This is a genomic window from Haloimpatiens massiliensis (assembly GCF_900184255.1).
Lineage (GTDB): Bacteria > Bacillota > Clostridia > Clostridiales > Clostridiaceae > Haloimpatiens > Haloimpatiens massiliensis.
In genome coordinates, this window is sequence record NZ_LT854640.1 from 583,034 (window position 1) to 608,334 (window position 25,301).

24 protein-coding genes are annotated in these 25,301 nt (G+C 29.9%); 22 read left to right on the forward strand and 2 right to left on the reverse strand.

Going from position 1 to position 25,301, the window contains the following annotated elements; genetic code table 11:
• Positions 1-23: 23 nt before the first annotated feature.
• Positions 24-1,538: a stage V sporulation protein B gene (spoVB, locus tag C1715_RS10900; RefSeq protein WP_102400516.1), complete on the reverse strand. Its 1,515-nt coding sequence runs from the start codon at positions 1,536-1,538 to the stop codon at positions 24-26.
• Between the two features lie 67 nt (positions 1,539-1,605).
• Positions 1,606-2,460 (reverse strand): LysM peptidoglycan-binding domain-containing protein, encoded by an 855-nt coding sequence (locus C1715_RS10905; protein ID WP_102400517.1) that lies wholly within the window; start codon positions 2,458-2,460, stop codon positions 1,606-1,608.
• 391 nt (positions 2,461-2,851) lie between these two features.
• Here C1715_RS10905 and C1715_RS10910 point away from each other — a divergent pair, with 391 nt between their 5' ends.
• The 22 genes from C1715_RS10910 to yajC all read left to right on the forward strand — a co-directional run bounded on the left by C1715_RS10910 (position 2,852) and on the right by yajC (position 25,247).
• Positions 2,852-3,424, forward strand: coding sequence for a ferritin-like domain-containing protein (locus C1715_RS10910; RefSeq protein ID WP_102400518.1), 573 nt, complete (start codon positions 2,852-2,854; stop codon positions 3,422-3,424).
• Positions 3,425-3,504: 80 nt separating this feature from the next.
• On the forward strand, positions 3,505-4,818 hold the full coding sequence (locus C1715_RS10915; RefSeq protein ID WP_102400519.1) for a PQQ-dependent sugar dehydrogenase family protein: 1,314 nt from the start codon (positions 3,505-3,507) through the stop codon (positions 4,816-4,818).
• A gap of 26 nt (positions 4,819-4,844) precedes the next feature.
• Positions 4,845-5,561 carry a zinc dependent phospholipase C family protein gene (locus tag C1715_RS10920; RefSeq protein ID WP_102400520.1) on the forward strand — a complete coding sequence of 239 codons (717 nt, stop codon included), beginning with the start codon at positions 4,845-4,847 and terminating at the stop codon, positions 5,559-5,561.
• 119 nt (positions 5,562-5,680) lie between these two features.
• Positions 5,681-6,181: a hypothetical protein gene (locus tag C1715_RS10925; protein ID WP_102400521.1), complete on the forward strand. Its 501-nt coding sequence runs from the start codon at positions 5,681-5,683 to the stop codon at positions 6,179-6,181.
• A gap of 1 nt (position 6,182) precedes the next feature.
• Positions 6,183-7,919, forward strand: coding sequence for a B12-binding domain-containing radical SAM protein (locus tag C1715_RS10930; RefSeq protein WP_102400522.1), 1,737 nt, complete (start codon positions 6,183-6,185; stop codon positions 7,917-7,919).
• A gap of 199 nt (positions 7,920-8,118) precedes the next feature.
• The gene (locus C1715_RS10935) at positions 8,119-8,445 is read left to right on the forward strand and encodes an ATPase (protein WP_102400523.1); all 327 of its coding nucleotides are present in this window, start codon (positions 8,119-8,121) and stop codon (positions 8,443-8,445) included.
• On the forward strand, positions 8,432-10,384 hold the full coding sequence (locus C1715_RS10940) for a V-type ATP synthase subunit I (protein ID WP_102400524.1): 1,953 nt from the start codon (positions 8,432-8,434) through the stop codon (positions 10,382-10,384). Before C1715_RS10935 ends, C1715_RS10940 begins: the two co-directional genes overlap by 14 nt.
• Before the next feature lie 17 nt (positions 10,385-10,401).
• The gene (locus C1715_RS10945) at positions 10,402-10,902 is read left to right on the forward strand and encodes a V-type ATP synthase subunit K (RefSeq protein WP_423240829.1); all 501 of its coding nucleotides are present in this window, start codon (positions 10,402-10,404) and stop codon (positions 10,900-10,902) included.
• A gap of 16 nt (positions 10,903-10,918) precedes the next feature.
• The gene (locus tag C1715_RS10950) at positions 10,919-11,518 is read left to right on the forward strand and encodes a V-type ATP synthase subunit E (protein WP_102400525.1); all 600 of its coding nucleotides are present in this window, start codon (positions 10,919-10,921) and stop codon (positions 11,516-11,518) included.
• 12 nt (positions 11,519-11,530) lie between these two features.
• Entirely contained in the window at positions 11,531-12,532 is a 1,002-nt protein-coding gene (locus C1715_RS10955) for a V-type ATP synthase subunit C (protein WP_102400526.1), read from the forward strand.
• Positions 12,519-12,836 (forward strand): V-type ATP synthase subunit F, encoded by a 318-nt coding sequence (locus tag C1715_RS10960; protein ID WP_180964155.1) that lies wholly within the window; start codon positions 12,519-12,521, stop codon positions 12,834-12,836. Before C1715_RS10955 ends, C1715_RS10960 begins: the two co-directional genes overlap by 14 nt.
• 17 nt (positions 12,837-12,853) lie before the next feature.
• Positions 12,854-14,629, forward strand: coding sequence for a V-type ATP synthase subunit A (locus tag C1715_RS10965; protein ID WP_102400527.1), 1,776 nt, complete (start codon positions 12,854-12,856; stop codon positions 14,627-14,629).
• Positions 14,622-16,004: a V-type ATP synthase subunit B gene (locus C1715_RS10970; RefSeq protein ID WP_102400528.1), complete on the forward strand. Its 1,383-nt coding sequence runs from the start codon at positions 14,622-14,624 to the stop codon at positions 16,002-16,004. Before C1715_RS10965 ends, C1715_RS10970 begins: the two co-directional genes overlap by 8 nt.
• 2 nt (positions 16,005-16,006) lie before the next feature.
• A complete protein-coding gene (locus C1715_RS10975; protein ID WP_102400529.1) occupies positions 16,007-16,663 on the forward strand; it encodes a V-type ATP synthase subunit D in 657 nt (218 codons plus the stop codon).
• Between the two features lie 366 nt (positions 16,664-17,029).
• On the forward strand, positions 17,030-18,082 hold the full coding sequence (locus tag C1715_RS10980) for a hypothetical protein (RefSeq protein WP_102400530.1): 1,053 nt from the start codon (positions 17,030-17,032) through the stop codon (positions 18,080-18,082).
• Between the two features lie 762 nt (positions 18,083-18,844).
• The gene (locus C1715_RS10985; protein WP_102400531.1) at positions 18,845-19,585 is read left to right on the forward strand and encodes a YebC/PmpR family DNA-binding transcriptional regulator; all 741 of its coding nucleotides are present in this window, start codon (positions 18,845-18,847) and stop codon (positions 19,583-19,585) included.
• 526 nt (positions 19,586-20,111) lie between these two features.
• Positions 20,112-20,717, forward strand: a complete 606-nt coding sequence (locus tag C1715_RS10990) for a hypothetical protein (RefSeq protein WP_102400532.1) — start codon at positions 20,112-20,114, stop codon at positions 20,715-20,717.
• A 156-nt stretch (positions 20,718-20,873) separates the two neighbouring features.
• Entirely contained in the window at positions 20,874-21,464 is a 591-nt protein-coding gene (gene ruvA / locus C1715_RS10995) for a Holliday junction branch migration protein RuvA (protein ID WP_102400533.1), read from the forward strand.
• 10 nt (positions 21,465-21,474) lie between these two features.
• Positions 21,475-22,506, forward strand: a complete 1,032-nt coding sequence (gene ruvB / locus C1715_RS11000) for a Holliday junction branch migration DNA helicase RuvB (RefSeq protein ID WP_102400534.1) — start codon at positions 21,475-21,477, stop codon at positions 22,504-22,506.
• A 29-nt stretch (positions 22,507-22,535) separates the two neighbouring features.
• Positions 22,536-23,561: a tRNA preQ1(34) S-adenosylmethionine ribosyltransferase-isomerase QueA gene (queA, locus tag C1715_RS11005; protein WP_102400535.1), complete on the forward strand. Its 1,026-nt coding sequence runs from the start codon at positions 22,536-22,538 to the stop codon at positions 23,559-23,561.
• A gap of 21 nt (positions 23,562-23,582) precedes the next feature.
• Positions 23,583-24,719 carry a tRNA guanosine(34) transglycosylase Tgt gene (gene tgt, locus C1715_RS11010; protein ID WP_102400536.1) on the forward strand — a complete coding sequence of 379 codons (1,137 nt, stop codon included), beginning with the start codon at positions 23,583-23,585 and terminating at the stop codon, positions 24,717-24,719.
• A gap of 231 nt (positions 24,720-24,950) precedes the next feature.
• Entirely contained in the window at positions 24,951-25,247 is a 297-nt protein-coding gene (yajC, locus tag C1715_RS11015) for a preprotein translocase subunit YajC (protein ID WP_423240837.1), read from the forward strand.
• Positions 25,248-25,301 lie beyond the last annotated feature (54 nt).

The following is a 25,301-nucleotide window of genomic DNA, read 5'->3' on the forward strand; positions in this document are numbered from 1 at the left end:
ATATGCAGGAGTAAGACAGTTGTTTACGAGTGATTATGGCTTAAAATAGGATATAAAATAGAAGAAGAAAAAATATATATTCCAAATCCCAGTATCACCAAGAAAATATTTTTTACAATTAAATTATTAATATTTATTATATTATTTAATATAGTTAAAGTTAAGAATACTATTATTCCTAAAAATAAATTAGTTAGTACATTAATAAAGGAGAAACTTATAAAATATTCTTTTTTAATCTCATACATATTTGCAACTAATGTAAACAATGAGGTTATTATTAAACTAATTCCATAACCATAAATGTTTATTTCTGGGATAGATACTAGGATATATATTAAAATTAATTCTATTAAGGCAGATAAAACTGAATTTCTTAAAACTATTTTTTGTTTTCCAAGACCATTTAATATACCAAAGGTTGTACTAGATACATATATAAAAGGAGCTGATAAAGCTGCAAATTTAATAAAAGGTGCTAAATCGTTTCTTTTGAAAAATAACTGCCCTAAGTTATCCGGTATGCTAAGGCAAATAAAAAGTGTGGACATACCTAGAACAAAAGATATATTTATAACTTGTGAAAAACGTCTTTGAAGCGATGAGAAATTTCCCTTACTTAAATTTTCTGATATATCTGGAACTAGTATAGTGGAAAGAGAACTCACTGCTATAAAGGGAAAGAAAATTATAGTAAATGCCATTCCAGAAAATTTACCTATTAAAGCTAATGCCTCTTCATGTAACAATCCACCATATATTAGTCGCTTAGGCAGCATTAAGGTAGACACTGTATATAAACCTGTGGTTAACATACCATTTATACAAAGAGGTAAAGAGATTGTTAATACTCCCCAAACAAGTTCTAGAGATTTTTTAGTGTTTTTATGATATACAGAATAATCACATTTACTTTTTTTATAAAATATGAATAAAAATATAAAACTAAAAAATTCTCCTATAGTTAAAGCCATATATGTTATAGTAACAGTTCTGGTTACATCAGTAAGTTTAAAATAAGATATAAGAGATACTATAACAATCATTCTAACAGCTTTTTCTAAAATATCTATAAGGGATGGAGTAAAAACTTTAGATATACCGTAAAAATATCCCTTTAAAATTGCAGATAAAGCTACAAAAATAATAGCAGGACATATAATCCAAAGGGAATATAGGGCTCTAGTATCTTTTATTATATTGTTACTTATTAGTGGTGAAAATAGAAATAGAATTAATGCTATAATTAAAGCCCAGAAAAAATCAAAGAATAATGAAACTTTTACAGATTTATGTAGATTTCCAAATTCTCTTTTTCCATTAAAATAGGCACATTGTTTTGACATAGCAGTAATCATTCCACCACAAACAACTACAGCGAAGAAATCATACACAGGCATTATTAGAGAATAAAGTCCAAGGCCCATGGCGCCTAAACTCTGGGATAAAATTATAGAAAACATAAATTTAAGTATTCCAGTTATAAAATTAGAACAAGTAAGTATAATTGAATTTTTAAAAAAAGCATCTTTATTCATAAAAATATCCTCACATATATTAATGTCATTAATATTTATGTGAGGAAGTAAAATTATATTCTTTATTTTAACGTCCGCTGGCTTTTAATATGTTATTTTGATGAGTTGTATCTATAGAATTGTTTACATGGCTTGTACTATTATAAAAATACATATCAAAATGTCCGGATACTCCGTTATTATATATATTAGTGGTAGAATGAGGCATACCAGTGACACTAACAGCTAATTGGTAGTAGCTATTACCTTGCTTAAAATATAACACCATAGGTCTTTTTTTACTCCAAGACCAAGAACCAAATATTCTTTTCATTGTATAAGTATCACTTTGAGTTAAAGGAATTATGTCTGCATGATTGGAACCACCATAATATTTCACATCGAAAGACATACCGGTGCTAATATCTTTTAAAGTTCCGATAGTATCCACAGTGAAAAGTCTTCTAGCATTTTCCCAGGTATAAATATCACCATAATAATTACTTTTCCTGGTAGCATAAATATTTATCCCTACAGGTTTAACTACAGTGGTTGAATTAATAGGAATAGTTAAAATTTGACCAGGCATTATGGTGTAGCTAGATAGTAAATTACTTTTATATATGGTTTCCATAGTAGTGTTAAATTTCTGAGAAATGCTCCATAAATTATCACCAAATTTAACTGTATAGTTTGTGGTTTGAATATTAGAATTTGCCACTGAAGAATCATTTACGATAAGTTTTTGACCAACATATATGTAGTTTGGATTAGATAAATTATTTAGATTAATAATTGAAGAAATTGTAGTGTTAAATGCTTTAGATATCTTCCAAAGAGTGTCGCCACTTTTTACACTATAACTTATGGTTTGGGCATGTACACTTATTGGAAAACTTAAAAGAAATGTTGTTAATAATATGCAAATTTTTTTGTTTTTCATAATTGCCTCCTTAATGCTTATAAGATTTGTAGAGTTATATAAAAAGTATAATATAAATTAAGAAAATTTTTTATAGTAGATAGAAGGCTGAATTGGCATATAAATGTAAAAAGCAATTTATATAATTGAAAAATTTAGCATTATGTTGTTTTGATTATATGTTCAGTATTGATGTATAATAATAAGTAATAACTAAATTATTTTAACTAAATAAAAATGAGAAAAATTATATTAGTTCATTAAAATTAGAAGCAGAGTAAATGTTTATCTAGGATTAAGGGCTAGAAGTTAACACATTTATGTTCTAAAGTTTATAGGCAGGAAAATATTTATAATTTGAAGTAAGTTTTTCTCATTTACAATATGGATGAAATAAGGAGATGTGATAGAAATGTTAAAATGTAGCGTATGTGGAATGATTATAAATGAAAAGAATTATAATATAAATAATAGCGGTATACCTGAAAAAAATAGCTTAAAAGAAATAAAATATTGTCCATTTTGTGGAGTACCTAATGAATACCTAGTTTCTTTAGATGAAAAAATTATAGAGGTTAATGATGGTAATTTGGATGAAAAGACTGAAAAAATATTAGATCATGCTATGAAATTGGAAGTATTTAATAGTGAATTTTATGAGGAAGCTGCACTTTTGGTAGAAAATGAAGAGGTTAAAAAAATGTTTCTTCACTTAGCTAAAATAGAATTTGTACATGCAAAAATTCATCAAAAGATGGCTGGATTTCAAGAACTTCCTAAATTGACTAAGTTAGATTACAGCAAGTATAAAGGGGATGGAGGAGATAGAGATTTATTGGAAATGGCAAGAAAGCGAGAAATGCATGCAGTAGAGTATTATAATAAGTATAGAAGAGATGTAAATGATGAGAATGTAGCGAAAATATTCAAGGCATTGTCAGAAGTCGAAAAAGATCATGTGGAGATGGAAGAAGAAGCACTTTAAACATATATTTTAATCTATATACATATTAATCTTTCCAATAAAATATATATAATTTAGGAATAATTATTTTGGAGAGGAATATGAAAAAGATAGTTAAGTGGGTTATTGTAATAATAGTATTGGCGATTTTAAGTTTCAATATGAATAGATATATTAATAATAAAATAGATATTAAATTTCTAGAGGAAAATTTTAATTGTCAATTACGTTTTAAAGGTTTAAAAGGTGCTAGAGACTTCTGTATTTCGGATAAAGGTGAATACTATATAGCTTACAAGGATAAAATTCAAGTTGTTAAAAGCAATGGCAATAGTTACTATTTATTTAAAGATAGAGATTTGAACATAAATAGTATAGCCTTATATAATAATAAATTGTATTATTCTTCGAAAAAGGCAATATATGAATATGATTTAGAAAAGAATAAGCGTAAAATTTTAATAGAAAAATTACCTAATTTTGGCGACTATTCTAATAGTAAAATAAAAATAGAAGGAAATAACTTATATGTGTCTATAGGAACGGCCACCAATTCTGGAATAGTTGGTGAGGATAATGATTGGCTGAGGGAACAACCATATAATTGCGATATTTCTCCCAAAACATGTATATTAAAAGGCAAGAATTTTGGTGATAAAAAAACAGGAGCTTTTGTACCTTATGGTACTTCTAATGTAAAGGGACAAATAATACCTGGACATTTTCCTGGTAACGGTAGCGTTTTAATATATAATTTAGATACAGGAACCCTTGAGAACTTTGCTTGGGGTATAAGAAATATAGAAGGAATGGAATTTAATAGTGAACACAAATTAATTGCCATTATAGGAGGTATGGAAGATAGAGGACTTAGACCCGTTAAAGGTGATGTAGATTATATATACCAAATAAAAAAAGGAATGTGGTATGGCTGGCCTGATTATTCAGGTGGCGACCCAATAAATTCTCCTAGATTTAAAGGTAAGAATGGTGAAAGAATAGGATTCTTGCTAGATAAGCATCCTTCTACTAACCCACCTGCACCTTTATATCAACATGAAACACTTAATACTTTATGCGATTTGACAGTAGACAAAAATGGATTACTGGGATATAAAGATGCTATTTATTTTTTTGATGCCAAGGAGATGAAACTTTATAGCTTAACTAAAAATTTAGTATTAAAAGAAAAGGCACTTATAGAGGGAAGTGAAAAGATTTCTTTGGAATTTAGTGAAGAGGGATTAAATATACTAGATAGAAAAAGGGGCGTTCTTTGGATTGGAAGCATTGGTCCAGAAAAAGTAACGGAAAATAACAAATTTCTTTATTTTTATTTAGTAATATTATCTTTGTGCATTATAGGAGTAATAATTTACACTAAAGTGAAGAAAATAATGTGTAAGAATAAATAGTATAAAGTGACTGGGGGAAATTTTTAATGAGTGCAAAAAAAATCGAAAGAACTTATGGAAGTACATTAAAGGGTTTAATGTTTGCGGTGAATCCAATTAAAAAAAAGGTTTTAAAAACTCACTGTACGGTTCATAAATTTATAAATTTAAAAGCTGTAAATATATTAAAAATAAATGGTTATGAACAGGAATATAATTTTTTCAGAGAAAATATAAGAAATATGAATGAAGGAGTAGTTTGGGCGGATCAAGACTTTAAGAGCTCCAATCATTTTTATCATGTAGTAAAGGGAAAAGGCCTTTATGGATTTTCAGATGCGCTTACAGAATGCAAAAAATATTATGGAAGTTCCATTGTATATTTAAAAAAAAGAGAAATTAAAAAATCTCTATTTTATTTTGGTGCGGCTTGCCATTTGATTCAAGATGCTACAGTGCCTCAGCATGTTAATAATAAATTATTAAAAAGCCATAGAAAATTTGAAATATGGATAATAAGTAGGCTCATGAATGATTATTCCTTTGAAGAAGAAAAAGGTATTAAAAGATTTTCTCATATAGAAGAATATATAAAAAATAATGCTGTGTATGCAGATGATACTTATAGGAAATTTAAGGATATCGATGACTTAGAAGAAAGATATGATAAAATATCAAAAAACATAATAAGTGAGGCTCAAAAGACAACTGCAGGATTTTTATTAGATTATTATGATGAATATAAAGACACTTATTCCAAATGATGGAATAAGTGTCTTTTTTATATTATAATTAGTAATAAGATTAAATTAAATAATTTAAATTATACAATAAATAAAAACTTATGAATAAATAAAATCCATAGACTTTGGAGGGGATAAATTTGAAAGAAAAAATATTAGATTTGCATGAGATAAAATTACAGGGAAGCGTTTTAGATATTGGATATAAGGATTACGGCATAGTGTATAATCTTTGTAAACGAAATGATAAGTTACTGGATATAGATTATGTATGTAATGAAGGAAAAGAAGCTTTGAATAGGAATAAGTATGACAAATGTGTTATGTTTTTTTCTTTAAAAAATATTTGGACAAACAGTGAAAAAGAAAAGGCTTTTCAGTTTGCATGGGAAACATTAAAAGATCAAGGAGAAATTTATATATGGGATGTAGATAAAGGAATAAAAAAAGTATTTAACTATAAAATAAAAGTTATAATCTCCGAAAATAATATAAGATTAATAAATTTGATAGATATTAACCCCTTTAATGACAATTCAAAAGAGAATATAATAAAACTATTAACTTCGAAATTTGATATAATGGATTTTGACTACAATGATGAATTGTTCTTTATAAGAGCTAAAAAGAAAGGATGTTAATATGAAAGTTTTATTAGTAGGTATTAATTCAAAATTTATTCACAGTAATTTAGCAATAAGATATTTAAAAGCATATACAAAGGATTTAAAGTATGAATGTAATACATTAGAATTTTCAATAAATGATTTAAAAGAAAGAGTAGTAAAAGAAATAATAAAAGAAAAACCTGATGTGATAGGTTTTTCTTGTTATATATGGAATATTCAATTTGTTAGAGAGGTTGCAACCATAATAAAGTTAATAGATAGTAACATAGCTATTTTTGCAGGAGGACCAGAGGTATCCTTTGAACCTAGGAAATTTTTAATGCAAAATAGCATGGATTATATTATAGAAGGAGAAGGAGAAGAAACATATAGGGAATTTATTAAGGTGGCTTTAGAAAATATAAAAAATAATGAACTACTTAAGGAAAACATGAAAAAAGTAAGGGGGCTTTACTCTAAAATTGATGAAGAAGTTTATTATGGTGGAATTAGAGAAATACTAGATATAAATAAAGTAGTTTTTCCCTATACTGAAGATGAAAACTTAGAAAATAAAATAGTATACTACGAAGCTTCTAGAGGATGTCCATTTAGGTGTAAGTACTGTCTTTCTTCTGTAGATAGAAAAGTGAGATTTCTAGATATAGACAGAGTAAAAAGTGAATTGAAATTTTTCTTGGATAAAAGGGTTAGACTTGTAAAATTCGTTGATAGAACATTTAACTGTAAAGATGATTTTGCTAAAGAAATATGGAGTTTTATAGTAGAGCAGGATGAAAGTATAGACACTACTTTTCATTTTGAGATTTCAGCAGATTTGCTTAAAGAGGAACAAATAGAGATACTTCGAAGGTCTCCAAAAGGAAGAATCCAATTTGAAGTAGGTGTTCAAACTACCAATAATAAAATTCTAAAAAATATAAATAGAACTGTTAATTTTGAAGATATAGAATATAAGGTTTTAGAGGTGGAGAAACTTAAGAATATAAAACAACATTTAGATTTAATAGCAGGATTGCCTGGAGAAGATTTTCAATCCTTTAAAAAGTCTTTTGATCAGGTATATTCAATTAAACCAGAAGAAATACAGCTAGGATTTTTAAAATTACTTAAGGGAACTCCTATGATTAAAGAAAAGGATAAATGGGGCATGGTATATTCACCATATCCACCTTATGAAATATTAAAAACTAAGGATATTAGCTATGAAGAAATATGTATATTAAAAGGGATAGAGAAAATGGTTGATAAGTACTATAACTCTAATAAATTTAATAATATACTAAAATATTTTGAAAAGTACTATTCCAGTGCTTTTGAATTTTATAGAAGTCTTGCAAGCTTTTTTCAGCAAAGTGGATATTTTGACAGAAATATATCTTCCGTTCAGTACTATGAAGTATTTCTTCTTTTTAATGAAAAAGTGCTAAAGGAGAGTAATTATGCATTAAATGAAATTATTAAATACGATTATTTATTGCATAATAAGAAAAAGTGGGTTCCCCCATTTATAAATAGAAAAGTTGACAAAAATGTTAACAAGCTAATTCGTGATTGGATGAAGTCTAATGCAAATTATGAAAAATTAGATTTTCATGTAGAAAAATTCTTCATTGACATATATAAATTCTTGCAGGAGGGAATCACAGAAAACAGGGAATCATATATAATTTTTCAAGAAAATGGACCTTGTAAAACTAAGGAAATAAGCGAAGTTGTAGAAAAATTAATTTATAATGAAAAAATTTAAAAAATTGTGTATAAATAAAGAAAAGCTACTTAAAAAGCAATAATCTAATTTAATTCCTTCAAAGTTTGTTGAAATTAATTGTTAAAGTAAGTATAATGAAGTTGTAATGATTACTATATAAAGTATTATAGATGCATAGGATATTAGGCATTTGTTATTACTTTAAATATTAATATATACAAATAAAGGTGGTGATACTTTGGCATTAGAAGCTATTTTAGAAGTTAAAAAGGCAGAAAGTGAAGCTGATGCACTGGTTAAAAAAGCTGAAATTCAAAAGAAAGAAATAATTAAAAATGCTTCCTTAGAAGCAGAAAATCAATACAATAAAATAATAAATAGTGCAAAGGCAACAGCAAAGGAAATGTATGATAAAGCTGTAGAGGGAGGAAATAGTGAATCTAAACCTATTTTTGACCAAGGCAAGAAAGAGGTTGAAGAAATACTAAATACCTCTAGTGAAAAGAGAGAAGATGGGATTAAATTAGTGATTGAGAGGATCGTGAATATTCATGGCAATAGTTAAAATGAATAAGTTTACTTTGCTAACCTTTGAATCACAAAAAGAAAAGCTTCTAGAGGCTCTTCAAAATTTTGAAGGAGTTCAATTTATAAATCTTCAAGAGGAACAAACAATAGAAGAAGTTGAAGAATTCAAAGAGCTAAGAAGAGATGAAGTAGATTCAAAGTGTGCAGAGTACGAAGAAAATTTATCTAAGTTGAAGTTTGCTTTGGACTTTCTTCAAGGTTATATTCCTCAGAAATCCGGATTGAAAGCTTTTTTACAGGATAAGAAAGAATTATCTTACAGTGGATTAAATAGCATTATGGAAAAAAACTCTTGGAAAGAGACTTATTCAAATTTAAAAGAAAGAGAAGTTAAATTAAACACATTGAATAATGAAAGGACAAAATACGAAACAGAAATAAGTAGTTTAGAACTTTGGAGAAATTTTGATGCTCCTTTCAAATATTTAAAAGAGTTTAAGAAAACTTCATATTTTTTAGGAAGTTTAGCTAAACAATACGAGCAGGAACTGACTTCAAAATTTCAAGATGAAATCAAGTATGGTCATTTAGAAATATTAAATAGTCAAAGTCAGGATATATATGTATTTGCCATAGTTCATGAAAGTGAAACGCATAAAGCTGAAGAACTTCTTAAAAATTATGGATTTAGCTATCTTGCTTTAAATTATGAAGAAGAGCCAAAGGTTTTAATAGAAAACTATAGTGCTAAAATTATGGAAATAAACCATGAGGAAGAAATAATAACTGAAGAAATTAAAAAATTTGGTAACAAAATAGAAGATTTACAACTAGCTTATGAATACTATAACAATTTGGTTATAAGAAATTATGCTTCAAATAATTTTCTAAAGACAAAGAAGATAGTTACAATTTGTGGATGGAATACTTTGGATAATAATTCAGAGTTAGAGAACACAATTAAAAAGGTGGTTGGACAAGATTACTATTTAGAGTTTAGCCAAATTAGTGAAGAAGAAACAGAAAAAGTACCTATTAAACTTAAAAATGGCGGCTTTTCTTCAGCTTTTGAAAGCTTAGTTGAAATGTATAGTTTGCCTCTTTATTCTGAAGTAGACCCTACACCAATATTGTCAGTATTTTATTTTATATTCTTTGGCATGATGCTTTCTGATGCAGGTTATGGACTTATCATGGTCTTGGCATCTTTATTTGCTATTAGTAAGGTTAAAGACCCTGAAAGAAGAAAAAGTTTTAAATTGTTTTTCTTTGCTGGAATATCTACTATGATATGGGGGGCCATTTATGGAGGATGGTTTGGAGATTTATTAAATTATTTTGGAATAAAACCGCCTATGCTAATTGACCCAACCAAGGATATATCACAAATTTTTATACTTTCACTTGCTTTTGGTGTTATCCATGTGTTTGTAGGTTTAGGTATAAAAGCTTATATATTAATAAGAGCCGGAAAACTAAAAGATGCAATATGTGATGTATTAACATGGTATTTAACACTAATAGGTGCAATTCTTATGTTGGTAGGAATTGGTGGAAGCTTGGGAAAATGGATGTTAATAGCTGGTTTAGTAGGATTGTTATTAACACAAGGTAGAACAGCTCCGACTCTAGGAGGAAAGATAGGTGGAGGGCTATATGGAGTTTATGGTGTTACAGGATATCTAGGAGATATAGTGTCCTATTCAAGACTTCTTGCATTAGGTCTAGCTACTGGATTTATAGCCAATGCCTTAAACTTAATAGTAAGTCTTTTCCCTGTACCAATAAAATATGTGTTATCTCCTATACTATTTGTGGGATTACATTTATTTAACCTTGTAATTAATGCTCTTGGAGCTTATGTTCATGCAGCTAGATTGCAGTACTTAGAATTTTTCGGGAAATTTTATGAAGGCGGAGGAAGAAAATTCACTCCATTTAAGCTTTCAGAAGAATATATAAAAATAACTAAATAACAAGGAGGATATTAGATATGGAAAATATGTCATGGATTAATTTCTTTATAAAAAACAATGGTGGTATGATTTTTGCACTATTAGGAGCAGCACTAGCAGTTGGATTAGCAGGTATAGGTTCAGCTAAAGGTATAGGAACAGTTGGAGAAGCAGCTTCAGGACTTATGACTGAAGAACCAGAGAAATTTGGTAAAACATTTATATTGGTTGCTCTTCCAGGTACTCAAGGTCTTTATGGATTTGTTATAGCACTATTACTATTCACTAAGATAGGAATATTTGGTGGCCAAATGCCAGCTTTTGATTTAGGTTTAAAATATTTTATGGCTTGTTTACCAGTTGCTTTAGCAGGATGGAAATCAGCTATAGCACAAGGTAGAGTTGCAGCATCAGGTGTTCAAATATTAGCTAAGAGACCAAATGACGTAATGAAAGGCGTTATATACGCTGTTATGGTTGAAACCTACGCAGTATTAGGTTTTGTTGCATCATTATTTATGGTTTTATTTGTAAAATAGTTTGGAGTGAAGCGTAATGGCTAATGTGAATAATTTAATAAGTAAAATTTTAGAAGAAGCCAAAATTAAAGAAAAAGAAATCTTAGCTAATGCACAAGAAGAAAAAAACAAGATAGTGGATAAGAGAATTTCAGAAGCTAAAATTTTAGAAAAAGAAATAATAGAAAAAGCTAAAATAGAAGCAACTACAAAAAAAGAAAGAATAATCTCTAGTTCACAACTTAAAGTGAGAAATGATAAGCTAGAAGCTAAACAACAAATCATCCAAAAGACTTTTGATGAAGCTGTAGAGAGTTTAGCTAATCTTTCAAAAGAACAATTTATGCAATATGTTGAAAATAAAATACTTTCTTTAGATATTTATGGAGACGAAAGTTTAATACTAAATGCTAAAGGTAAGGAAATGATTACGTCAGAATTTATTAATGATTTAAATAAAAAATTAACATTTAAAGGTAAAAAAGGAAAAATTACAGTGAAAAATGAAACTGGAGATTTTAAGGGTGGATTTATTCTAGAAAAAGATGGCATAGAAATAAATAATACTTTTGAAGCTTTAGTTAATTCTATAAAAGAAGAATTAGAGTATGAAGTAGCCAAGGTATTATTTAACTAAGGAGGTTAACTAATGGATGTAATGCAATTTACTCAAGCTATACCTAGGCTTAGGGTATTAGAAACCAGACTCCTTGATAAAGCCAAAATTGAGAGAATGATAGATTCTGCATCTGCTCAAAGTGCTTTAAAAGTGCTTCAGGAAACTGAGTATGCCAATGTAATGAACGATGTTAAAAGAGCTGAGGACTATGAAATAATGTTAAGTGCCGAACTTAAGAGAGTTTATAACTTAATTTATGAAATATGTCCAATTAAGTCAGTGGTAGATATAATGAGCATTAAATACGATTATCATAATTTAAAGGTTATGATTAAAGGTAAAATTCTTAACAAGGATTTTTCTCATATGTTAGTTCCTGTAGGAAAGCTTGAAATTTCTAAATTAAAATACGCAGTGGATAATGAATACTATAGGGATTTAAACGAAACTATGAGAAGCAGCATAGAAGAAGTAATAGAAGACTTTAAAAATTTAAAAGACCCTCAAAGAATCGATATAATACTTGATAAATATATGTTTGAGGAAATGATAGCCATAAGTAAAGAAATAAATGATAAATTCTTAAATAAGTATGTAGGAACTATGGCAGATTTAACAAACATAAAGACTTTACTAAGGGTTAAAAAACAAAATAAAGGAAGAGACTTTTTCTTATCAGTAATGCTGCCAGGAGGTTCAATTTCAAAGGATAAATTGTTAGCTTTACTTAATGAATCAGTAGAAAATATGCCAGGTAGACTTTCATATACAGATTATAATGAGATCTTAAAGCTAGGTGTAGAGGAATATTCCAAAACTGGTTCAGTAAGTCTTCTTGAAAAGTTAAGCGATAATTATATAATGAAACTAATGAGAGAAGCTAAGTATGTAAGTTTTGGACTTGAGCCAGTGATTGCTTATATCTATGCAAAGGAAAATGAAATAAAATTAATAAGAATAATAATGGTTGGCAAACTCAATAATATTGCTGCGGAAGTAATAAGAGAAAGGCTGCGTGATGCTTATGTATAAGAAGATAGGAGTAGTTGGAGACAAAGACTCTGTACTAGCTTTTAAATCTATTGGATTAGACGTGTTTCCAGTAGTTGAACCAGAAGAAGCAAGAAAAACCATTGATAAGCTAGCTATGAGTGATTACGCAGTTATATTTGTAACTGAACAAGTTGCAAAGGACATAGAAGAAACTATAGAAAGATATAATAAGAAAACACTTCCTGCTGTAATATTAATTCCAAGCAATCAGGGAACATTGAACATAGGAATACAAAAAATCAGCGATAACGTAGAAAAAGCTGTTGGTGTTAATATTTTATAGGAAGGTAGGTTGGTAACTTGAAAACTGGAAGAATTATAAAAGTTTCAGGTCCATTGGTAGTTGCAGAAAATATGGATGAAGCTAATATATATGACGTTGTAAGAGTTGGAGAAAAAGGCCTTATTGGTGAAATAATAGAGATGAGAGAGGATAGGGCTTCAATTCAGGTATATGAGGAGACTTCAGGTATAGGACCTGGAGACCCTGTAGTTACAACAGGAGAACCTCTAAGTGTAGAACTTGGACCTGGACTTATAGAATCAATGTTTGATGGAATACAAAGACCACTAGATGCTTTTATGGAAAAATCACAAAGTTCGTTCTTAACAAAAGGTGTTTCCGTTTTAGCATTAGATAGAGATAAGAAATGGAACTTCAAACCAACGGTGAAAGTTGGAGATAAAGTTTTAACCGGTGATGTAATAGGTACAATACAGGAAACACCTGTAGTAGTCCATAAAATAATGGTGCCTTATGGAATTGAAGGAACAGTTAAAGAAATAAAAGAAGGCGAATTTACTATAGAGCAAATGGTATGTGTTTTAGACACTGAAAAGGGTGAAAAACAAATAACTCTTTTACAAAAATGGCCTGTTAGAAAAGGTAGACCATATGCAAGAAAGGTAAACCCAGTGGAGCCAATGACTACAGGACAAAGAGTTATAGATACTTTCTTCCCGGTGGCAAAGGGTGGAGCAGCTGCAGTACCAGGACCATTTGGTGCAGGTAAAACAGTAGTTCAGCACCAAATAGCTAAATGGGGAGATGCAGAAATAGTTGTTTATGTTGGATGTGGAGAACGTGGAAATGAGATGACAGACGTTCTTAATGAGTTTCCAGAGCTTAAAGACCCAAGAACTGGTGAAAGTTTGATGAAGAGAACTGTTTTAATAGCTAATACATCAAATATGCCCGTGGCAGCCAGAGAAGCTTCCATATATACAGGAATTACTATAGCAGAATACTTTAGAGATATGGGATATTCTGTATCAATAATGGCTGACTCTACATCTCGTTGGGCAGAAGCTTTAAGAGAAATGTCAGGAAGACTTGAAGAAATGCCTGGTGACGAAGGTTATCCAGCATATTTAGGATCAAGACTTGCTGATTACTATGAAAGAGCTGGTAAGGTAATTTGTTTAGGAGAAGATGGAAGAGAAGGGGCGGTTACAGCTATAGGAGCAGTATCTCCTCCAGGTGGAGACCTTTCAGAGCCAGTAACACAAGCTACACTACGAATAGTTAAAGTTTTCTGGGGACTAGATGCACAGTTGGCATATAGAAGACACTTCCCTTCAATAAACTGGTTAAATTCTTATTCTCTATATTTAGAAAAAATGGGAATTTGGATGGATGAAAAAGTTGCGCCAGATTGGTCTGCTTTAAGAACGGATGCAATGGTTTTACTTCAAGAAGAAGCAAACTTAGAAGAAATAGTTAGACTTGTAGGTATAGATGCGCTATCAGAAAGAGATAGATTAAAGCTTGAAGTTTCTAAGTCTATAAGAGAAGACTATTTGCAACAAAATGCTTTCCATGAAATAGATACTTATGCTTCTTTAGATAAACAATATAAAATGCTAAAATTAATAATTTTATTTAAGGAAGAAGCAGAAAGAGCCCTTGAAGCAGGAGTGTATTTAGATAAAATATTAACATTACCTGTTAGAGATAGAATAGCTAGAAGTAAATATACTCCAGAGAGTGAATTGAGTAAAATTGACGAAATATATAGTGAGCTAAAGAGCCAAATGGATAATCTCATCAGCGAAGGAGGGGTTCTAGATGCTTAAGGAATACAGAACAGTTAAAGAAATAGTTGGACCACTTATGGTTGTAGAAGGCGTAGAAGGCGTTAAGTATGATGAACTTGTTGAAATAGAGATACAAACTGGTGAAATGAGAAGAGGAAAGGTTCTTGAAGTTAATGGAGATAGAGCCATGGTTCAGTTATTTGAAGGTTCTTCAGGAATTAACTTAAAGGGTACTAAAGCTAAATTTTTAGGAAGACCTTTGGAAATTGGCGTATCAGAAGATATGTTAGGAAGAGTTTTTGATGGAATGGGAAATCCAAAGGATAATGGTCCAAAGATAATTCCAGAGAAAAGACTTGATATAAATGGTGAAGCTATAAATCCTGTGGCAAGAGATTTTCCATCAGAATTTATACAAACTGGTATATCTGCTATTGATGGACTTAATACATTAGTTAGAGGACAAAAATTACCTGTTTTCTCAGGATCAGGCCTTCCACATTCACAACTAGCTGCCCAAATAGCAAGACAGGCTAAAGTTTTAAATTCTAGTTCGAAGTTTGCGGTGGTTTTTGCAGCTATAGGTATAACTTTTGAAGAAGCTGAATTCTTCGTAGAAGAGTTTACAAAAACAGGTGCTATAGATAGATCAGTTCTATTTATGAACCTAGCTTCAGACCCAGCTATTGAAAGAATAGCTACTCCAAGAATGGCGTTAACTACAGCTGAGTATTTAGCTTATGAAAAAGGAATGCACGTTCTTGTAATTTTAACAGATATAACAAACTACTGTGAAGCTCTTCGTGAAGTTTCAGCAGCTAGAAAGGAAGTACCAGGTAGAAGAGGATATCCAGGATATCTATATACTGACCTTTCTACTATATATGAAAGAGCAGGAAGAATTAGAGGCAAAGAGGGTTCTATAACACAAATCCCAATATTAACAATGCCTGAGGATGATAAAACTCACCCAATTCCAGACTTAACTGGATATATTACTGAAGGACAGATAATACTTTCAAGAGAGCTTTACAAGAAAGGTATTATGCCTCCAATAGATGTTTTACCATCTCTATCAAGACTTAAAGATAAAGGTATAGGAAAAGGAAAAACAAGAGAAGATCATGCTGATACTATGAACCAGTTGTTCTCTGCCTATGCACAAGGTAAGCAGGCTAAAGAATTAGCAGCTATATTAGGCGAATCTGCTTTATCTGATACAGATAAAAAGTATGCGGAGTTTGCAGAAAGCTTTGAAAAAGAATATGTAGCTCAAGGATTTGAAGCTAATAGAACCATAGAGGAAACTTTGAATCTTGGTTGGAAACTATTAAAGATACTTCCAAAAACAGAACTTAAGAGAATTAGAGATGAATATTTAGAGAAGTATCTTGAAGAAAGAAAGGATGATTAGCCATGGCAAGGCTAAATGTTAATCCTACTAGAATGGAGCTTACCAAGCTTAAAAAGAGGCTTGTAACAGCAACTAGAGGTCATAAGCTACTGAAAGATAAGCAAGATGAGCTTATGAGAAGATTCATAGATTTAATAAAGTATAACAATCAGCTAAGAAAAAGTGTAGAAAAAGAATTAGAAGCATCGTTAAAAGACTTTGTAATGGCAAGGGCACTTATGTCTTCAGAATTTTTGGAAGAGGCTATAGCTTATCCAAAAGAAAACATATCTGTAGAAGTAAGTAAAAAGAACATAATGAGCGTAAATGTACCTGTTATGAACTTCAAAAGAGAGTTAGAGGGAGATGAAGGAAGTATATACCCTTATGGTTTTGCTAATACATCTGCAGAATTAGATGGTGCATTAGAAAAACTTTATACCATAATTCCTAAGCTTCTGGAACTTGCTGAAGTAGAGAAATCTTGTCAATTAATGTCTGATGAAATAGAGAAAACAAGAAGAAGAGTTAATGCTCTTGAATATATGACTATACCTCAACTTCAAGAAACTATAAAATACATTCAAATGAAATTGGATGAAAATGAAAGAGGTAACTTAACTAGACTTATGAAGGTTAAGAGTATGATTGAAGAAGCCAAAGAAATAGCAAATAGTTAAAAAAAGACGGACTTTGTCCGTCTTTTTTAGTTTTAAAGGTAAACAAAGTGTTAATTTTAAATGAAGTAGTAGGGTAAAATGTAATAATATAGAATTTATATATTATATTTTAAAATAAGTAGTTGGAAATAAAGGTATGGTTTCACAGAAAGTTTTTATTTCGACTGAAACTTAGGCACATTCAAATAAATAATAAGTCAGTATGCTAGTCTATTTTGCGTCATACTGCGTCAGCAGAACCCGCCGATAGTCTTACCAAAGGCGGAACCTGTTTCCTTGTCCGATACAAAATATACTAGCATCTTTGGCTTGTTAATTCTTTTTATGTACCTTAGCAATTATAAAAATATTGGGGATGGTGCTAATATGGAAATTTCTAAAAAAATAAACGAGATGAAGTGGAAATTAGAAATGAGTAAGTACAAATATTGGTGGCATTATTTTCTAGCTGTAAATGAAAATACTAGAGAGGAGAGACCTTTTTTTATTCAGTATTATGTGGTAAATCCAGAAGGGTCAACTTTTGAACCTAAATTTAGTGAACCTTCTTATGCTATGGTAAGAGCAGGAACTTGGGAAAACGGCGGTGTTCAAGTAAGTAATTTTTATGGAGGCAATTATTTTAATATTAAAAATTATGTAAAGGAATATCAAATACTAATAGGTCACTGTATAGTTAGTGAAAATTACCTAAAGGGAAAGGTATATTTAGGAGAAAATTGTGCTGAAAAACACAATGAGTTTATGTCTAATTGTGGAGAATTTTCATGGGAGCTAGAGAAGAAAAACAGAATACCTTATAATGTGGAAAATAATATTATAAGTATAGCGTCTAATTTAGAGAGATTTAACACAGAATTTATAGGACATATAGAATACAATGGACAAGAATATAAAGTTATAGAAGGCAAAAGTAATGGATATGAAATGAAGGTTTTTATGAATGCAGATTTTGGATTTTGGATAAATATAAATTGTAATTCCTTTGAAAGTCAATCAAAAGAAAAAGTAAATGCAAATTTAAATTTAATAGGATTGGCTCCTATAATACTTAAGCGAGAGTTAAATAAAGAGTTTTCTTTGGTATTAAATTTGGAAGGAAAAGAATATAAATATTCAAATAGAGTATTAGGCAGTGGGAAAATTTGTGATTTTTCTTGTGATGAAGATGATGAAAAAGTAACTATGTACCTAGAGGCAGTTAATGATAATTCTAAGATACAAATATTTTTTCAGGACAAAAAAGAAAATATGATGAAACTTATATATAAAGGTTTGTATCGAGAGCAGAATATATTAAATTTTTGGAATTCTGGTTGTGCTAAAGGGTTTGTGAAGTTATATGAAAAAAGTCACAATTCTTATGTTCTTAGATATAATTTAAAAGGAAGTAGAGCTAATTTTATATCGTACATTTAATAAATTATAAAAGCATAACGGTATTATAAATATATAATTTTTATTTTATAAAGCATATAAATGTTTTGTGTAAATTATGTTTCAATTAATTATAAATAGAGCAGCTCTAACATTATTATGATATAGGAGCTGCTCTATTATTTATAAAATATTATTAAACGGAGACGCCTTTAACACCGAATATACATCCTATTAGAGGAAGTTTTGCTTTTTGATATATATATACTTTTCCATGTATATTTAAGGCTTTACTTATATAAACGGATATTCCTTGATAATTAACAACATGATAATTTATTAAATTGCTTACATCATTTTTAACCTCAATCCAGAGGTATTTTGTAGGTACTCCTCCTCATCCACAGGATTTAGTAATATATGAAATAACAAAGTTTCCACCTTTGCTTTTTGCTGTATTTAAAGCCTTATCTTGAATTTCTAGATTCATAATAATACCTCCAATATACCCAGTGCGGGTATGTGTTTTTATTATATTTTATATCTATTTTTTTAAAATGTCAATTATATTTGCAAAAACATTGTAAAAGACCTGAATAATTAAAAACATAAAATTTTTATAGAGTAGAGAATGGTGATTAGAATTTATGATTTAAGTATGACAAAACATTACATAAATCATAATTGAAATAATAATACATTATATGATATAATTAATATGTTTTGATACTTTATGCATATATTTTGTGTAAAGATTTGTTTAAAATACAATTTACCATAGATGAAGTTAGGGGGAGATTATAAATGTCAGGTCATTCAAAATGGCATAACATACAAGCTAAAAAAGGTAAAGCAGATGCTAAAAGAGCAAAGGTATTTACAAAAATAGGTAAGGAAATAATGGTTGCAGTAAAAGAGGGAGGAGCAAACTCTGATGCAAACCCAAGATTAAGGGATGTTATAGCTAAAGCAAAGGCAAATAACATGCCAAACGATAACATAACTAGATCTATTAAAAAGGCTTCAGGGGAACTAGGAGATGTTACTTTTGAAGAAATAACATATGAAGGATATGGTCCAGCAGGAATAGCTGTTATAGTAAACGTGCTTACAGATAACAAAAATAGAAGTGCTGGTAACGTAAGACACGCATTTACTAAACATGGTGGTAACTTAGGTTCAACTGGATGTGTATCATTTATGTTCCAGAAAAAAGGCCAAATGGTTATTGAAAAGAAAGATGGTCTTGATGAGGACGAAATTATGATGATGGCATTAGATGCAGGTGCAGAAGATTTTGAAGCAGAAGACGAAGTATATGTTATAACTACGGCTCCAGAAGAATTTGGAACTGTAAGAGAAGCATTAGAATCTCAAGGACTAGAGTTCTTAGAAACAGAAGTAAAAATGATTCCGGACACATATACAGAAATTGATGAAGAGACATCAACTAAATTCCAAAAATTACTTGATCAATTAGAAGATGACGATGACGTTCAAGATGTTTATCACAATGCAGAGTTCCCAGAAGGATGGGAACAATAATAGGCAAATTAAGGTTTTTAGAGGGTTTAATTTAAACTGAAATTTAGTTCACTATGATATACATTTAAAATATCAAATGGATTAAGATAAATGTTAAAAATTAAATTCAATGAGTAAGTGTATACGTGAAATCACTCTAAAGGTTGTATAAAAACAACTAAAGGAGTGATTTTTTTTATATATACATTGATATTAATCAGGAAATAAATGCACAATTTTAGTATGATGCTAGTATTGATTAATAATTTATTCAACTTTCGCAGTCATAAAATAAAAATATAAAATTTAAAATGAAGAATAAAGCTCTTTTAGAAATTAACTATAATTTGAAATTTGCAGGTAAGTAGTAGGTAATAGCTCTACAAATTCCTATTTTACATTCTAAATTTTAAATTAAAAACTATATTCGCATTTCCTTTATTCATGTAATGTAGAGATTGAACTTTGTGTGCGAAAGTTGAGTAGTTTATTATATATTGTATAAAAATTTACAAATTGGACATAATACCCCATGAGGAGGGATAATATGTCTAAAAAGAGTAAGTTTATAATTTGGTTTTCAGCAGTAGCCTTAATTCTCTTTGTAGGAGGATATTTAGGATATTATAAATATAGTAAAGCTTATAGATATAAAGAGGAATTATATAAAAATAGTAATGCGGTCATGAGTAAAAGTAAACTTAAAAATACTGTTAAATATAGTACAAAATTAATATTTAAGGTAAAATATTTAAAAAGCAATGATACTATAGAAGAAGAACAAAGAGCAGAAAAGTATGATAAGGCTATAGTGGGATATGACAGAGAAAAGCTCCAATCATATTTTTTGAAAAAAGGTTTCAAAATAAATAAAATGGATGAGAATGAAGTCATTTTAACTAAAGACTTAGATAGATATTCTCCAAATAAATATATTATCGGTATAGAAAAAACAGATAAAGGAGAGTATATGGCTATTTTTAGAACAGATGATGAGGGAAATATGTATATAGAAAAAAAGGAAGATGTGACAGAAATAAGGACTAATCTTTTAAGAAAAGAGGAAGTAGAGATACTTAAAAGTGGATGTTCAGAATTTCAGTTTGATACAAAGGAAAAGGCTAAGGAAGCCATTACGGAATATCAATCTTAAAATATAATGAATATAAGCAATATAAATGTACAAAGAGTGTATAGGCTATGTAAAGACATGAACTATATACTCTTTTTTCTTGAATAAAATTAATTATGGTGGTAAAGTATTATATAGTTGCTTATTTAAATTATTCATTGAAGGGAATGTATAAATGTGTATGAATATATAAAAGGAACTTATATGGGTATTAATGAAGACTATATTATAATTGAAAACAATGGTATAGGCTATAAGATATACACATCAGGAAACACTATAGCTAATATACCTAAAGCCAGTGAAAGAATTACTATTTATACAATTCAAATTGTAAGAGATGATTTTATTGGACTTTATGGGTTTTTAACTAGAGAGGAATTAGATTTATTTAATTTGCTTTTAAAAGTTAATGGAGTAGGTCCTAAAGCTGCACTTTCCCTTTTATCCATAAGCAGTGTAGCCAATCTTAAAAAGGCTATAGTTTTAGGGGATGAGGGGTTAATTACAAGGGCTCCAGGTGTAGGTAAAAAAACTGCTCAGAGAATAATACTTGAACTTAAAGATAAAATAGATATAGATGAAGTATTAGAAGAATCGGATAGTGTGGTACATAAGACTATAGATGATAAGATTAGAAGAGAGGCATTGCAGGCTCTTATATCTTTAGGATATTCAGAAAAAGAGGGAAATAAAGCATTAAAGGCTGTTGAGGGTGACAATGTTGAAGATTTAATTAAAAATTGTTTAAAATATTTAATGAATTGAGGTGTATAAAATGGGGGATAGAATTGTTACAACTTCTAACATAGAGGGAGATTTTGAAAATGATTATTCTCTAAGACCTCAAAGTTTTAATGAGTATATAGGTCAAAAAAAGGTAAAAGAAAAGCTAGATATATTTGTAAAAGCAGCCAAGAAGCGAAGAGAAAATTTGGATCACGTACTTTTGTATGGTCCACCAGGCCTTGGTAAAACTACACTGGCTAATATAATTGCTAGTGAGATGGGTGGAAATTTAAAAGTGACTTCTGGTCCTGCTATAGAAAGAGCTGGTGATTTGGCAGCGATACTTACTGGTCTTGGAAATTTTGATGTGCTATTTATAGATGAAATACATAGATTAAACAGAGCTGTGGAAGAGATACTATATCCAGCAATGGAGGATTATGCTTTAGATATAGTTATAGGTAAAGGGGCAGCAGCTAAATCAATAAGATTAGATTTGCCAAAGTTTACGCTTATAGGTGCAACTACAAGAGTTGGACTTTTAACTTCACCTCTTAGGGATAGATTTGGAGTAATGTGCCCTATGGAGTTTTATGAAGAAGATGAACTTACATATATAATAGTCAGATCTTCAAAGATATTAAATGTAGAAATACAAGAGGATGCAGCGGGAGAAATAGCTAGACGGTCTAGAGGAACTCCAAGAATAGCAAATAGAATTTTAAAAAGAGTTAGGGACTATTCTATTGTTAAGGGAAATGGAATAATAGATTTAGATACTGCAAGAAAGGCTTTAGAACTTTTAGATGTTGATTCAGAGGGCCTAGATGGTATAGATAATAGGATATTAACAGCTATAGTTGACAATTTTAAGGGGGGACCAGTAGGATTAGAAACTTTAGCTTATTTTATAGGAGAAGAATTAGACACTATACAGGATGTATATGAACCATACTTACTTCAGAAGGGATTTGTAATAAGAACACCTAGAGGAAGAATGGCAACGGAAAGAGCATTTATACATTTAAATAGGGATATTCCTAAAAACTATATAGAGAATAACCAAATTTCTATTTTTTAATTAACATTAACAGAAGAGGACGTGTTTATATGGATGTAAAAGATTTTTATTTTGATTTGCCAGAAGAACTTATAGCTCAGCATCCTGCTGAGAAACGAGATGAATCAAGACTTATGGTTTTAAATAAAAATTCGGGGGAAATAGAACATAAGCATTTTAAAGATATACTTATGTATTTAAACCCAGGAGATTGTTTAGTGCTAAATAATACTAGGGTACTTCCAGCTAGGCTCATAGGTAGTAAGGAAGGAACTGGTGGGAAAATAGAGTTTTTATTACTTAAAAGAATAGATAGAGATAAATGGGAAACACTGGTAAAGCCTGGGAAAAAAGCCAAGGTGGGTAGTGAATTTATTTTTGGAAATGGAGAATTAAAAGCTAAAGTAGTAGATATAGGTGAAGAAGGAAGTAGAATAGTACAATTTAAATATGATGGTATATTTGAAGAAGTTTTGGATAGATTAGGACAAATGCCCCTTCCTCCATATATAAAAGAAAAACTTACTGACAAGGAAAGATATCAAACTGTTTATTCAAAGGAAGTTGGTTCAGCAGCAGCACCTACAGCAGGATTGCATTTTACAGAAGAACTTTTAGAAAAGATAAAAGCTAAAGGAGTGAAGGTAGCATTTTTAACATTGCATGTGGGACTTGGAACTTTTAGACCTGTAAAAGTGGATAAAATTGAAGAGCATCATATGCATTCTGAGTATTATAGTATGTCAAAAGAAACGGCAGATATAATAAATGAAACTAAAAAGGCTGGAGGCAGAATTATAGCAGTAGGTACTACATCTTCTAGAACTTTAGAAACTATAGGAGAAGAAAATGGTATTGTTTCTGAAAAATCAGGTTGGACAGATATATTTATTTATCCTGGATATAAATTTAAAGTAGTAGATGCTTTGATAACTAATTTTCATCTTCCAGAATCAACTCTTATAATGCTAGTAAGTGCTTTGGCTGGAAGAGAAAATATAATGAATGCATATAATACAGCAGTTAAAGAAAAATATAGATTTTTCAGTTTTGGAGATGCTATGTTTATAGGATAGTAAGAGAAAGGAAGTAGGCTAATGGGAAAATACACTTTACTTAAGAAAAGCCATAAGGTAAGAAGGGGAAGATTTGAAACTGTACATGGAACCATAGAAACTCCTGTATTTATGAATGTAGGAACCCTTGCAGCTATAAAGGGAGCTGTATCATCTATGGATTTAAAAGAAATAGGATGCCAAGTAGAACTTTCAAATACATATCATCTGCATTTAAGACCAGGAGATAAAGTGGTTAAACAGTTGGGTGGATTACATAAATTTATGAATTGGGATAGACCGATACTTACAGATTCAGGTGGATTTCAGGTGTTTTCACTATCACATATTAGAAAGATAAAAGAAGAAGGAGTTTATTTTAATTCCCACATAGATGGAAGAAAGATATTTATGGGACCAGAGGAGAGTATGCAGATACAAAGTAATTTAGGTTCTACCATAGCTATGGCTTTTGATGAATGTATACCTAATCCATCTCCAAAAGACTATGTAGTTAAATCAGTAGATAGAACTACAAGATGGCTTCAAAGATGTAAAATTGAAATGGATAGATTAAATTCATTAGACAATACAGTAAATAAAAATCAAATGCTATTTGGAATAAATCAAGGTGGAGTATATGAAGATATAAGAATTGAACATGCAAAAACTATAAGCAAAATGGATTTAGATGGTTACGCTATAGGAGGTTTAGCTGTAGGAGAAACTCATGAAGAAATGTATAGGATAATAGATGAGGTGGTGCCACATCTTCCACAGGAGAAACCTATATACTTGATGGGCGTTGGTCTTCCAAGCAATATTTTAGAAGCGGTAGATAGAGGAGTGGACTTTTTTGATTGTGTGCTTCCAGCTAGAAATGGAAGACATGGACATGTGTTCACTAAATATGGTAAAATAAATTTGATGAATGCAAAATATGAATTAGATGATGCTCCTATGGATGAAGGATGTCAATGTCCTACTTGTAAACACTATAGCAGAGCTTATATAAGGCATTTATTTAAAGCAAAAGAAATGCTAGCTATGAGATTATGCGTTCTACATAATTTATATTTCTATAATAAGTTGATGGAGGACATAAGAAATTCTATAGATGGAGATTACTTTAAAGAATTTAAAGAAGAGAAATTGGCTAGTTGGAATGGAAGAGCTTAATTTAAATAATTAAATTTATGTAAGGCACATTCAAATAAATAACAAGTCAGTATGCTAGTCTATTTTGCGTCATACTGCGTCAGCAGAACCCACCGATAGTTCTTAGCGGTGGAACCTGCTTCATTGTCTCACACAAAATATACCAGCATCTTTGACTTGTTATTTATTTTCATGTACCCAAATTATAAATTATAAAAATAAGGGAGGAATAGTAGTATGTCAAATGGTTTAATGACAATTGTTACTTTTGTGATTATGATTGCATTTTTTTATTTAATAATAATAATTCCTGAAAATAAGAGAAAAAAGAAATACAATGCAATGCTAGAATCATTAAAAGTAAACGATGAAATAATGACTAGAGGAGGAATTATTGGAAGTATAGTTGTGATAAAAGATGACTATGTAATAATTCAATCAGGTCCAGATAAAGCAAGGTTAAAAATGTCTAAAGCTTCTATTGGAAGTATTTTAAATGCAACTGATGATGTAGCTAACGAAGCAAAAGAAGTAAAAGAATCAAAATAATAATAAAATAGTTATTAAACACCTCCTGTATTCATATATTTTTAATAAGGAGGT